Origin of the sequence: Pseudomonas sp. Pse35, from assembly GCF_024519715.1 — a bacterium.
Lineage (GTDB): Bacteria > Pseudomonadota > Gammaproteobacteria > Pseudomonadales > Pseudomonadaceae > Aquipseudomonas > Aquipseudomonas paracarnis.
The window spans coordinates 157,309-170,136 of the sequence record NZ_JALJRP010000001.1 but is presented as its reverse complement, the minus strand read 5'-3'; the positions used below and the strand labels follow the sequence as shown (position 1 = coordinate 170,136).

General features: G+C 60.6%; 12 protein-coding genes and 1 other RNA gene. 9 read left to right on the top strand and 4 right to left on the bottom strand.

Annotated features, from left to right (window positions below):
* Positions 1-151: 151 nt before the first annotated feature.
* The 4 genes from OC445_RS00705 to OC445_RS00690 form a co-directional block, all read right to left on the bottom strand.
* Positions 152-733, bottom strand: coding sequence for a BON domain-containing protein (locus tag OC445_RS00705; protein ID WP_003188655.1), 582 nt, complete (start codon positions 731-733; stop codon positions 152-154).
* Positions 730-1,323, bottom strand: a complete 594-nt coding sequence (locus OC445_RS00700; RefSeq protein WP_007904374.1) for a phosphoheptose isomerase — start codon at positions 1,321-1,323, stop codon at positions 730-732. Before OC445_RS00700 ends, OC445_RS00705 begins: the two co-directional genes overlap by 4 nt.
* Before the next feature lie 93 nt (positions 1,324-1,416).
* Entirely contained in the window at positions 1,417-1,788 is a 372-nt protein-coding gene (locus OC445_RS00695) for a YraN family protein (RefSeq protein WP_054898902.1), read from the bottom strand.
* Positions 1,788-3,599: a penicillin-binding protein activator gene (locus tag OC445_RS00690; RefSeq protein WP_054919296.1), complete on the bottom strand. Its 1,812-nt coding sequence runs from the start codon at positions 3,597-3,599 to the stop codon at positions 1,788-1,790. The genes OC445_RS00695 and OC445_RS00690 overlap by 1 nt, the downstream gene beginning before the upstream one ends.
* Positions 3,600-3,775: 176 nt before the next feature.
* Between OC445_RS00690 and rsmI the strand changes: the two genes are divergently transcribed.
* The 9 genes from rsmI (at position 3,776) to mraY (ending at position 12,826) form a co-directional block, all read left to right on the top strand.
* Positions 3,776-4,681, top strand: coding sequence for a 16S rRNA (cytidine(1402)-2'-O)-methyltransferase (gene rsmI / locus OC445_RS00685; RefSeq protein ID WP_181123737.1), 906 nt, complete (start codon positions 3,776-3,778; stop codon positions 4,679-4,681).
* Between the two features lie 96 nt (positions 4,682-4,777).
* Positions 4,778-5,131: RNase P RNA component class A (rnpB, locus tag OC445_RS00680), an RNA gene on the top strand.
* Positions 5,132-5,486: 355 nt separating this feature from the next.
* The gene (gene mraZ, locus OC445_RS00675; RefSeq protein WP_004371993.1) at positions 5,487-5,942 is read left to right on the top strand and encodes a division/cell wall cluster transcriptional repressor MraZ; all 456 of its coding nucleotides are present in this window, start codon (positions 5,487-5,489) and stop codon (positions 5,940-5,942) included.
* Complete coding sequence (rsmH, locus tag OC445_RS00670) at positions 5,939-6,886, top strand: 16S rRNA (cytosine(1402)-N(4))-methyltransferase RsmH (protein ID WP_054898900.1); 948 nt, start codon at positions 5,939-5,941, stop codon at positions 6,884-6,886. Before mraZ ends, rsmH begins: the two co-directional genes overlap by 4 nt.
* Entirely contained in the window at positions 6,883-7,176 is a 294-nt protein-coding gene (gene ftsL, locus OC445_RS00665) for a cell division protein FtsL (protein WP_003188663.1), read from the top strand. Before rsmH ends, ftsL begins: the two co-directional genes overlap by 4 nt.
* Positions 7,176-8,918, top strand: coding sequence for a peptidoglycan D,D-transpeptidase FtsI family protein (locus OC445_RS00660; protein WP_019816949.1), 1,743 nt, complete (start codon positions 7,176-7,178; stop codon positions 8,916-8,918). The genes ftsL and OC445_RS00660 overlap by 1 nt, the downstream gene beginning before the upstream one ends.
* A complete protein-coding gene (locus OC445_RS00655; protein ID WP_198791245.1) occupies positions 8,918-10,381 on the top strand; it encodes a UDP-N-acetylmuramoyl-L-alanyl-D-glutamate--2,6-diaminopimelate ligase in 1,464 nt (487 codons plus the stop codon). Before OC445_RS00660 ends, OC445_RS00655 begins: the two co-directional genes overlap by 1 nt.
* On the top strand, positions 10,374-11,744 hold the full coding sequence (gene murF / locus OC445_RS00650; RefSeq protein ID WP_057976881.1) for a UDP-N-acetylmuramoyl-tripeptide--D-alanyl-D-alanine ligase: 1,371 nt from the start codon (positions 10,374-10,376) through the stop codon (positions 11,742-11,744). The genes OC445_RS00655 and murF overlap by 8 nt, the downstream gene beginning before the upstream one ends.
* Entirely contained in the window at positions 11,744-12,826 is a 1,083-nt protein-coding gene (gene mraY, locus OC445_RS00645) for a phospho-N-acetylmuramoyl-pentapeptide-transferase (protein ID WP_003188670.1), read from the top strand. Before murF ends, mraY begins: the two co-directional genes overlap by 1 nt.
* Positions 12,827-12,828 lie beyond the last annotated feature (2 nt).

The following is a 12,828-nucleotide window of genomic DNA, read 5'->3' as shown; positions in this document are numbered from 1 at the left end:
TGATCGTTCCCACGCTCTGCGTGGGAATGCCCGCTCGGACGCTCCGCGTCCCACTCTTGGCGCAAAAGCTGAAGCTTGTGCGGTGACGCGGAGCGTCACGGGATGCGTTCTCACGCAGAGCGTGGGAACGATCAGGCAGCTTCGATCTACATCAGTCGATGTATTCGAATACCTTGACGATCTTCTGTACGCCCGACACACCTTGCACCAGGTTGGCGGCGCGGGTGGCTTCTGCCTGGGTCAGCAGGCCCATCATGTAGACGATGCCGTTATCGGTGACGATCTTGATTCGCGAGCCTGGCACTGCACTGTCGGTCAGCATCTGGGCCTTGATCTTGGTGGTCAGCAAGGCATCGTTGCTGATGGCCAGCAGAGTGATCGGGTCCATGACCTGCAGTTCGTTGTGGACCTTCTTGACGCGTTGCACGCCGGCAGCGGCTTGCTCGGCCTGGGCCTTGAGATCGGCGCGGGGTGTTTGGCCTGCCAGCAGGACCACGCCGTTGAAGCTGGTCACCACGATGCGCGAGGCACCGTTGCCCAGGTCGGTAGCAGCCTTGGCGACGTTGACCTTGACCTTGGTTTCGATCAGCGAATCATCAATGGTGCTGCCGAAGGTGCGTGTGCCCCGGTCGTCCTGAATAGGGGTGTCCCGTGTAGCGGTGATAGCCGAGCTGCAGCCGCTGATGGCGACGCACAGCGTAATGGCCAAAAGACTGAGGCGATTAACGGTCATTCTTCACTCCCGAACAGTTGGCTGTCGATCAGATCGCACAGGCAGTGGATCGCCAGCAGATGAACTTCTTGGATACGTGCAGTGACATTGGCCGGGACGCGAATCTCCACGTCCTCGGGCAGCAGCAGCGAAGCCATGCCGCCGCCGTCGCGACCGGTCAAGGCTACGACAATCATTTCGCGATCATGTGCGGCCTGGATCGCTTGAATAATATTCGCCGAGTTGCCGCTGGTGGAAATCGCCAGCAATACATCGCCCGGCTGGCCTAGGGCGCGGATCTGCTTGGAGAAGATTTCGTTGTAGCTGTAGTCGTTGGCGATCGAAGTGATCGTCGACGAGTCGGTGGTCAATGCAATGGCCGGCAGGCTCGGGCGCTCGCGTTCGAAACGGTTGAGCAGCTCGGAGGAAAAATGCTGGGCATCGCCGGCCGAACCACCGTTGCCGCACGAAAGCATTTTGCCTTCGTTGAGCAAGGCATTGACCATGACCTGACTGGCTTGCTCGATGTGCGGTGCAAGTACGTCCATCGCCTGTTGCTTGGTGTCGATGCTGGCCTGGAAAAGCTGGCGAATTCGGGATTGCATGTCCATCTGTGTGACCTTAAGTAGCGCGGCTGTTTGGCACAGGTAATGTGCAGCCCGCAATGCAAAGAGCAAAAGTGAGTGGTGAGGGTGCCCGGCGAATCAGCTGTCGAAGGCATTTTTAAGCCAGGTCAGATCAGCTGTGCCTGACGGGGTGCTTTCCATGGCAACCACATCGAAACGGCAGGGGCGGTCAGCCCAGTGATGCTCTTTTTGCAGGAAAAACTGCGCAGCGAGTATCAGCTTTTGACGCTTGCGCTCGTCGATACTGGCGAGCGCGCCACCCCATTGTGCGTGTTTTCTGTAGCGGACTTCGACGAATACTACTGTATCGCCGTCAAGCATGACCAGATCAAGCTCGCCGCGTTTACATAACCAGTTCTGCGCCAGAAGGCGCAGACCCTGTTGTTGCAGGTAATCGAGCGCATGCAGTTCGGCATCCTTGCCGCTTTGTGCGCTGGACCGCTGGGGCATCAGCGTGGGGTATCGGGCAGGCGCTGTATTTCGCCGCCGACGAACTTCGCCCACGGCATCTGGCGGTCCACGCGCTGGTTGGCGCTGATGCCCAGGTTGCCCGAGAGGCCGTCGACACGGGTGTCAGGCAGTGCCTTGAGCTGGCCCAGGCGTGGTGCCAGGCGGTAGGCATCGACGCCCATTGCGTAGAGGCGGCCCAGGCTGCCATTGGCTTGCGGCCATTGCGCCGCAACCTGGTTGCGCAGTGGGTCGGTGGTGTTGAGCAACCAGGGGGTTTCGCAGAACATCACGTTGGTCATGTCCAGGTACTGGTTACGGTCACCGCTGGCACTGAACACGTGGGAGGTTGCGTACACCGGCACATCGCCGGCGTATTGGAAGTTCAGGGTCGGCTTGATCTGCTGGGCCAGTTGCGGCGTTACGGCCAGGAAGATGAACTCGATGTCCTGGCGACGCGAAGGCTGGGCGGCTACGTCGGTGCCTACTGTGCTTTGCAGGCTCTTGGCGCGGCCTTCGCTCTTGCGCAGTTGGAACAGATCGGCGATCTGCTGGGCCAAGGCAACAGGCTGATCGACATATTCAACGCCCATGACGGTGCCGCCATTGGCTTCCCAATCCTGGCGGAACGCTTTGTAGACGCGCTCGCCCCATTCGCCACGGGGCACCATGGCGGCGGCACGGTGCAGGCCGTCGGCACGTGCACGGCGCGACACTTCGCGGGCTTCGTCTTCAGCGGCCAGGCCGAACTGGAACAACTGCGCCGGGCCTTGATCGGTCTCGCTGTAGTTCAGGGCGAGGGTGGTGATCGGCAGCTGCGGGCGTGCGCTGAGTTGCTTGACCAGCGGTTTTTCCAGCGGGCCGACCACCAGTTGCACGCCGGCGGCCTGGGCCTTGGCGTAGAAGTCGTCGAGGGAGCCCAGGCGCGAGCTGTCATAGAACTCGATGACCGGTGGCTTCTGCCCGGCTTGTTCAGCCTGGTAGTGAGCCGCCATGAAGCCTTCGCGCAGCGCTTTGCCCACAGCCGCCAGCGGCCCTTCCTGCGGCAGCAGCAGGGCGATCTTGTTCAGGGGCTGGCTGGCCAGTTCCTTGAGCTTGGTCAGCGGCGCTGGCAGTTGCACTGCAGCCGGGTGGCCCGGGTTCTGTGCGCGCCAGGTGTCGATGGCGGCTTGTTGTTGCTCCAGCGTACCGGCGCCCTTGACCGCCTGGGCCAGGGTGATCCAGCCATCGAGTGTCGGGTTGCCAGTGGCTTGCAGCTGTTCGGCTGGCAACGCGGCAATCAATACCCAGATGGCCTCGTGGTTGCTGTTGGCAGCCTCACCCGTCAGCAGGGGCGCCATGGACACCCGCTCGCGAGCGGCGGCGAGGGTCTGCCCATCGGCTTCATAGGCACGTGCATGTACGGTACCGGTGCGGATCTGCTGGTCGGTCGGCAGTTCCTTCAGGCTTTGCAGGCTGGGGTGGTTCAGCGCTGCCAAAGCCGCCTTGGGCTGGTTGCGCCCCATGGCCAGTTCTGCGGCCAGGGTGCTGGCAAATACTTGCGCGGCTGGCTTCAGGGCGTCCAGGGGCACTTGCGCAAGGATCTGCGAGGAGCGGCCGGGGTTGTTCTGCTGGTAAGCCAGGTCCGCCGCGCTCAGGCGCAGCAACGCGGCTTTTTCTGGCGTCTTGGCGTTCGTCGCCTGTTCGAGCAGTTGCTCGATACTGGCATCGGGCGTGCGTGGCAGTTCGCCAAGACTGGAGGAGGGCGAACTGGCGCAAGCAGCCAGCAAGGCAGCGAGGCAGAGGGCGGAGAGCAGCCGCAGGCAAGCGATCATGTAAGTGTTCCTGATACCGATCAAATTAGCGTGGAAGTGTACCCAAGCACTGGCCCAGGCGCGATGTTCATGGCGTTAAACCGTGGATTTAGGTCGTGCAAATGTTGTGTTTAGCTAATGGTGGCTGAAACGGCATCGGCCGTGATGGCATATTTTCAAGGCGTCTACGCGCTACAATGTGGCTTTTGCCAACCATCGAGGTGTGCGCTTTGACTGCTCCAGGTCTTTTGAATTCCACTGCTGGCTCGCTTTTTGTGGTGGCGACGCCCATTGGCAACCTGGACGACATCAGTGCCCGGGCGCTGAAAGTGTTGGGCGAGGTGAAATTGATCGCGGCAGAAGACACGCGGCACTCCCAACGGTTGATGCAGCATTTTGGTATCAGCACGCCATTAGCGGCCTGCCACGAACACAACGAACGTGAAGAGGGTAGCCGCTTTATCACACGTCTTTTGGCGGGTGATGACGTCGCGCTGATTTCCGACGCGGGCACGCCCCTGATTTCCGATCCTGGTTACCACCTGGTCCGCCAGGCCCGTGCCGCAGGTATCAATGTAGTGCCTGTTCCGGGAGCCTGCGCGCTGATTGCTGCATTATCGGCCGCCGGGTTGCCCTCGGACCGCTTTATCTTCGAAGGCTTCCTGCCCGCCAAGGCTGTAGGGCGTCGGGCGCGTCTGCAGGCACTTAAAGAAGAACCGCGCACCTTGATCTTCTATGAGGCTCCGCATCGTATCCTTGAATGCCTGCAAGACATGGAGCTGGTGTTCGGCGGTGAGCGCCTGGCCTTGCTGGCCCGAGAGTTGACCAAGACCTTCGAAACCCTCAAGGGGTTGCCGCTGGAGGAGCTGCGAGCGTTTGTCGAGGGCGACAGCAATCAGCAACGTGGCGAATGCGTGGTGTTGGTAGCAGGCTGGACCGCGCCGGAGAATGAAGATGCGGTGGGCAGCGAGGCGATGCGCGTCCTCGATTTGTTGCTCAAGGAAATGCCACTCAAGCGCGCCGCCGCCCTGGCAGCGGAAATTACCGGTGTGCGCAAGAATGTGTTGTATCAGGTCGCGCTCGATAAGCAGAAGGCCGAATAGTTCCAGGGGCAAATCTGTATTTCGTCTGAACGTGATGGCAATGCCGCACTTTTAATACTTGTCCTCAAGCCGCCGTGCCGTTAACCTGCGCGGCGGAGAGTCGATTGGACAGTCGCTGCCCTCTATGAAAATTAGGGGGGGGAGGAAAGTCCGGGCTCCATAGGGCGAAGTGCCAGGTAATGCCTGGGAGGCGTGAGCCTACGGAAAGTGCCACAGAAAATAACCGCCTAAGCACTTCGGTGCCGGTAAGGGTGAAAAGGTGCGGTAAGAGCGCACCGCACGACTGGCAACAGTTCGTGGCTAGGTAAACCCCACTTGGAGCAAGACCAAATAGGGTCCCAAGGCGTGGCCCGCGCTGGGACCGGGTAGGTTGCTAAAGATGTCCAGTGATGGCCATCGTAGACGAATGACTGTTCAAGACAGAACCCGGCTTACAGATCGACTCTCCACCTTTTTTCCTTGCGTTCGAATCTCGTGCGCAAACCCGGTAGTAACGCAAGAATCCCTCCCTGCCAAATCATTGGCAGATGCATCTTCGTAATACCAAAAAAATCTTACTCTTAATAAATTACTTTAACTTTAGCCTCTAGCTCTCTGAGCCATTTGCCGTTGTTGAGTCAAAAACATCGCCAAACTCTCGTTTCTCCTCCTTTTGCACTCCTAAATCTCCGTTCTGTAAGGCTTTTCCTTGAATACGCGCCTTGACGGTGTGGTGGGCGCATTCCTATAGTGTGCGCAAGTGGCGGAAAGTGGCACAAAGTGGGTTTTTTGAACGTAAAACGCTAAAATTTGGAGAAACGCATCTGTGTTTCGCGGAGCTAACGCTATCAGTCTCGATGCAAAAGGCCGTCTCGCCATGCCGAGCCGGTATCGTGACGAGCTCATTTCGCGAAGTTCAGGGCAGTTAATCATCACGATTGACGCCGTTGACCCCTGTTTATGTGTTTACCCTCTCGATGAGTGGGAGTTGATTGAAACCAAGTTGCGCGCGCTGCCTTCATTGCGTGAAGAAAACCGCCGCCTCCAGCGTTTGCTGATCGGTAATGCCGTCGACCTTGAGCTCGATGGCAGTGGTCGTTTCCTGGTGCCGCCGCGACTGCGCGAGTACGCCAGGCTCGACAAGCGCGCAATGCTGGTAGGCCAGCTGAACAAGTTCCAATTGTGGGACGAAGATGCCTGGGATGCTGTGTCTGCAGCGGACCTGGCTGCTATTCAACAACCGGGCGCCATGCCTGATGAACTGCGTGATTTGATCCTGTGACTATTGATAGCGGCTTTAACCACATCACCGTACTGCTTGACGAAGCCGTTGAGGCTCTCGCCGTACGTGCCGATGGCTGCTATGTCGATGGCACATTCGGCAGGGGCGGGCATAGCCGGTTGATACTCAGCCAGCTCGGGTCCGACGGCAAACTCCTCGGGTTCGACAAAGACCCTCAAGCGATTGCCACCGGGCAAGCGCTAGCGGCCGAAGACGGCCGCTTTGTCGTTGTGCAGCGCAGCTTTGCCGAGCTGGGCGCCGAAGTCGGCGAGCGCGGTATGGCGGGCAAGGTGGCCGGGGTTCTGCTCGACCTGGGCGTGTCTTCGCCACAGCTCGACGACCCGGAGCGCGGCTTCAGCTTCATGAACGACGGCCCCCTCGATATGCGTATGGACCCCACTCGTGGGGTCAGTGCCGCACAATTCATCGCCACCGCGCCGGTAGAAGAAATCGCCCGTGTGTTCAAGGAATACGGTGAAGAGCGCTTCGCCGGTCGAATGGCGCGTGCCGTGGTCGAGCGCCGCGAAATCCAGCCGTTCGAACGCACCGCTGACCTGGCCGAAGTGCTGAAGGTCGCCAACCCTGCCTGGGAAAAGGGCAAGAACCCGGCCACCCGCGCATTCCAAGGGTTGCGCATTCACGTCAATAACGAATTGGGCGATCTGGAAGCCGGCCTCGAAGCCGCTCTGGATGCTTTGGAAGTGGGCGGTCGCCTGGTGGTGATCAGCTTCCACTCCCTGGAAGACCGCATCGTCAAACTCTTCATGCGTCGTCTGGTAAAGGGCGAGTCCGATAACCTGCCGCGTAACCTGCCGGTGCGTTTCGAAGCCTTCGTGCCGAAAATCAAAATCCATGGCAAAGCGCAGTTCGCTTCCGAAGCCGAACTCAAGGCCAACCCACGTTCCCGTAGCGCCGTCATGCGTGTTGCGGAGAAATTGCGGTGAGCAAGCTTTTCGCCAAGCCCCTCCCGGGCGGCAGCTTCTTTATGTTGCTGCTGTTTGTCGGCGTGCTGGTGTCCGCGATAGCGGTGTCCTACAGCGCCCACTGGAACCGTCAGTTGCTCAATACCCTTTACGGGGAATTGAGCGTGCGCGACAAAGCCCAGGCAGAATGGGGCCGGTTGATTCTTGAGCAAAGCACCTGGACGGCCCACAGCCGTATCGAAGTGCTGGCTACCGAACAGTTGAAGATGCACATCCCAGGCGCGGCTGAAGTTCGCATGGTGGCGCCATGATGAAACTCGAAGGGGCACTCTACCCATGGCGCTTTCGCTTGATGCTTGGCTTGCTGGCATTGATGGTGGGCGCGATCGTCTGGCGCATCTTCGACCTTCAGGTCGTCGACCGCGACTTCCTGATCGGCCAGGGTGACGCTCGCAGCCTGCGGCACATCCCGATTCCTGCACACCGTGGCCTGATCACCGACCGTAACGGCGAGCCTCTGGCCGTCAGTACCCCGGTGACCACCCTGTGGGCCAACGCCAAAGAGCTGCAAGTTGCCAAGGACAAGTGGCCTGAACTGGCCGCTGCCCTCGGGCAGGACCGCAAGGCCCTGACCGAACGCCTGGAAGCCCAGGCCAATAAAGAATTCATCTACCTGGTTCGTGGGCTTACCCCTGAGCAAGGCCAGCAAGTGCTCGATCTCAAAATTCCCGGCGTCTACGGCATCGAGGAATTTCGGCGTTTCTACCCGGCCGGTGAAACCACCGCGCACATGGTGGGTTTCACCGACATCGATGACCACGGCCGCGAAGGGGTCGAACTGGCCTATGACGAATGGCTGGCCGGGGTTCCGGGCAAGCGTCAGGTCATCAAGGATCGGCGCGGCAGGCTGATCAAGGACGTCCAGGTCACCAAGAACGCCAAGGCCGGCAAGCCTCTGGCGTTGTCGATCGATTTGCGTCTGCAATACCTGGCCAACCGCGAACTGCGTAACGCGATCATCGAGAACGGCGCCAAGGCCGGCAGCCTGGTGATCATGGATGTGAAAACCGGCGAGATCCTCGCCATGGTCAACCAGCCCACCTACAACCCGAACAACCGCCGCAACCTGCAGCCGGCGATGATGCGTAACCGCGCGATGATCGACGTGTTCGAACCTGGTTCCACCATGAAAGCCATCTCCATGAGCGCTGCCCTGGAAACCGGCCGCTGGAAACCCAGCGACAAGGTCGAGGTTTACCCAGGCACCTTGCAGTTGGGCAAGTACACCATTCGTGACGTGTCCCGCACCGAGGGGCCAGTGCTGGACCTGACCGGCATCCTGATCAACTCCAGTAACGTCGGCATGAGCAAGGTTGCTTTCGATATCGGCGGCGAGACCATCTATCACCTGGCGCAAAAGATCGGCCTGGGGCAACCCACCGGCCTCGACTTCCCGGGCGAGCGGGTCGGTAACCTGCCGAACTACCGCGAGTGGAGAAAAGCCGAGACTGCCACGCTTTCCTATGGCTACGGCCTGTCGGTGACCGCCATCCAGTTGGCCCACGCGTTCTCGGTATTGGCCAATAACGGCCGTATGGTTCCGCTGAGCCTGATCCACGTCGACGAAGCGCCAAAAGCCACCCAAGTGATCCCGGAAAACGTCGCCAAGACTATGCAAGGCATGCTGCAACAAGTGATCGAGGCACCGCGTGGCGTATTCCGCGCCCAGGTGCCGGCGTACCACGTTGCTGGCAAGTCCGGTACGGCGCGTAAGACCTCGGTGGGCACCAAGGGCTATGCCGAAAACTCCTACCGTTCGTTGTTCGCCGGCTTCGGCCCGATGAGCGACCCACGCTATGCCATCGTCGTGGTCATCGACGAGCCTAGTAAAGCCGGCTACTTCGGTGGCCTGGTTTCGGCGCCGGTGTTCAGCAAAGTGATGTCCGGCACCCTGCGCTTGATGAATATCACGCCGGACAACCTGCCGCCAACGCAACAAGCCAACGCTGGTCCACCGGCTGCCGCTGTCAAAGCCAATGGAGGGCGCGGCTGATGTCTCTTAGCCTGAACAAGATTTTTGCCCATGCCGGCCACGATCTGCTTATTCGTGAGCTGACGCTGGATAGCCGTAATGTACGCGCCGGTGACCTGTTCCTGGCGGTACCTGGCGGCAAGCTCGATGGCCGTGCGCATATCGCCGATGCCCTGCAACGCGGTGCGGCTGCGGTCGCCTATGAAGTGGAAGGCGCCACCGTGCTGCCGATCACCGATGTGCCGTTGATTCCGGTCAAGGGCCTGGCAGCGCAGTTGTCCGACATTGCCGGGCGTTTCTACGGTGACCCGAGCCGCCAACTTAACCTGGTGGGCGTGACTGGCACCAACGGCAAGACCAGCGTGACCCAATTGGTTGCCCAGGCTTTGGACCTGCTGGGTCAGCACTGCGGCATCGTCGGCACTCTGGGCACCGGTTTCTATGGCGCGCTGCAAAGCGGCCTGCACACCACGCCAAACCCGATTGCCGTACAAGCGACCCTGGCCGATCTGAAAAAGGCCGGCGCCAAGGCGGTAGCCATGGAAGTGTCTTCCCATGGCCTGGACCAAGGGCGTGTCACCGCACTGGCCTTTGACGTGGCCGTGATGACCAACCTGTCCCGCGACCACCTCGACTACCACGGCACCATGGAGGCGTACGCCGCCGCCAAGGCCAAGCTGCTTGCCTGGAATGACCTGAAGTGCCGGGTGGTCAACCTCGACGACGCATTCGGCCGCCAACTGGCGGGCGAAGGGAGCGACGCGCGCCTGATCAGCTATAGCCTGCAAGATGCCAGTGCCTACCTGTATTGCCGCGAAGCCCAATTCAATGATGAAGGCGTGCGCGCCACATTGGTGACGCCGCAGGGCGAGCACCACTTGCGCAGCACCTTGCTCGGGCGGTTCAACCTGAGCAACGTGCTCGCCGCTATCGGTGCACTGCTGGGCCTGGACTACGCCCTGGATGAAATCCTGCGGGTACTGCCGAAGCTGGAAGGCCCGGCCGGTCGCATGCAGCGCCTGGGTGGCGGCACGCAACCGTTGGTGGTGGTCGATTACGCCCACACACCGGATGCCCTGGAAAAAGTCCTCGAAGCCCTGCGCCCACATGCCAAAGGCAAACTGCTTTGCCTGTTCGGTTGCGGCGGTGATCGCGATCGCGGCAAGCGCCCGTTGATGGCCGAAATTGTCGAGCGCTTGGCCGATGGCGTACTCGTCACCGACGATAACCCGCGCAGCGAAGACCCGAGCCAGATTTTCGACGACATCCGTGTCGGTTTCAAAGACGCCTCCAACGTCACTTTTGTGGCTGGTCGCGGCGCCGCCATTGCCCAGTTGATCGCCAGTGCCGGCGCGGACGACGTAGTGGTGCTCGCGGGTAAAGGCCACGAGGACTATCAGGAAATCAACGGTGAGCGCCATGCCTTCTCTGATCTGGTCGAGGCGGATCACGCCCTGACCGCCTGGGAGGTCGCCCATGCTTAAGGCGATGACGTTCAGCGAACTGGCCCAGGCCCTGTCGGCCCGTGTGCTGTCGAGCGACTGCACATTCACCGGCGTCAGTATCGACAGTCGTAACATCCAGCCGGGGCAGCTGTTTGTCGCCCTGGCCGGCCCGCGTTTCGATGGTCACGACTACCTCAACGACGTTGCCGCCAAAGGTGCCGTCGGTGCCCTGGTACAGCGTGAAGTGGCCGATTCTGCCTTGCCGCAATTGCTGGTAGCCGACACCCGCCTGGCCCTGGGCCAATTGGGTGCGCTTAACCGTGCTGCTTTTGATAAGCCGGTGGCGGCCATTACCGGTTCCAGCGGCAAGACCACGGTCAAGGAACTGCTTGCTGGCGTCTTGCGTACGCGCGGGCCGGTACTCGCGACCCGTGGCAACCTGAACAATGATTTCGGCGCACCGCTGACCCTGCTCGAACTGGCCCCGGAACACACGGCGGCAGTGATTGAACTGGGGGCTTCGCGCATCGGCGAAATCGCCTATACCGTGGCGCTGACCCAGCCTCACGTGGCGATCATCAACAACGCCGGTACCGCCCATGTCGGTGAGTTCGGCGGCCCGGAAAAAATCGTCGAAGCCAAGGGCGAAATCCTTGAGGGCCTCGACGCCTCGGGCACTGCGGTACTGAACCTGGATGACAAGGCCTTCGAGACTTGGCGTGTACGCGCCGCCGGTCGCAAGGTCCTGACGTTTGCAGTGCTGAATGCCGCAGCCGATTTCCACGCCTCCAACATCAATGTCGATGCCCGTGGCTGCCCGTCCTTCACTTTGCACACCCCGCAAGGTGATGAGCACGTGCAGTTGAACCTGCTGGGTAACCACAACGTCGCCAACGCCTTGGCCGCCGCCGCTGCCGCCCATGCCCTGGGCGTGTCGCTGTTCGGTATTGCCACCGGCCTGGGCGCGGTGCAGCCGGTCAAGGGCCGCACCGTGGCGCAACTGGCTGGCAACGGCATGCGCGTGATTGATGACACTTACAACGCCAACCCGTCCTCCATCAATGCCGCTGTGGACCTGCTCAAAGGCTTTGATGGGCGCAAGGTGCTGGTGCTGGGCGATATCGGCGAATTGGGCGATTGGGCTGAACAGGGCCACCGTGAAGTCGGCGCCTATGCCGCCGGCAAAGTGGACGCGCTCTACGCCGTTGGCACAAACATGGCCCATGCGGTCAACGCTTTCGGCCCTGGCGCGCGGCATTTCCCGAGCCAGGCCGAGCTGATCCAGGCGTTGACGGCGGCTGAACATGACAAACACACAACCATTTTGATCAAGGGATCGCGCAGCGCGGTGATGGAAAACGTCGTCGCAGCCTTGTGTGGCTCAAGTACGGAGAAACATTAATGCTGCTGCTGCTGGCTGAGTATCTGCAACAGTTCCACAAAGGCTTCGCGGTCTTCCAGTACCTGACCCTGCGCGGGATCCTGGGTGTGCTGACCGCGCTGTCTTTGTCACTGTTCCTGGGGCCGTGGATGATCCGCACCCTGCAGAACCTGCAAATTGGTCAATCGGTTCGTAACGACGGCCCGCAGTCGCACCTGTCCAAGTCCGGCACGCCGACCATGGGCGGTGCGCTGATCCTGTCGTCCATCGGCGTCAGCACCTTGCTCTGGGCCGACCTGCATAACCGCTACGTGTGGGTTGTGTTGCTGGTGACCCTGCTGTTCGGTGCCATCGGCTGGGTGGATGACTATCGCAAAGTGATCGAGAAAAACTCCAAGGGGCTGCCAAGCCGCTGGAAGTATTTCTGGCAGTCGGTGTTCGGCCTCGCTGCGGCGATCTTCCTGTACACCACCGCGCCGAGTGCCGTGGAAACCACCTTGATCATCCCGATGCTCAAGGATGTGAGCATCCCGCTGGGTGTGGGCTTTGTGGTGCTGACCTACTTCGTGATCGTCGGCTCCAGCAACGCGGTGAACCTGACCGACGGCCTCGACGGCCTGGCGATCATGCCGACGGTGATGGTGGGCGGTGCGCTCGGCATCTTCTGCTACCTCTCGGGTAACGTGAAATTCGCTGAATACTTGCTGATTCCTTATGTGCCGGGCGCCGGTGAGTTGATCGTGTTCTGCGGCGCTTTGATCGGTGCCGGCCTGGGGTTCCTGTGGTTCAACACCTACCCGGCACAAGTCTTCATGGGCGACGTCGGCGCACTGGCGCTGGGCGCAGCCTTGGGCACCATCGCGGTGATCGTTCGCCAGGAAATCGTGCTGTTCATCATGGGCGGTGTGTTCGTGATGGAAACCCTGTCGGTGGTCATCCAGGTGGCGTCCTTCAAGTTGACCGGGCGTCGTGTGTTCCGCATGGCGCCGATTCACCACCACTTTGAACTCAAGGGCTGGCCTGAGCCGCGCGTGATTGTCCGCTTCTGGATCATCACCGTGATTCTGGTACTGGTCGGCCTTGCCACCCTGAAACTGAGGTAGAA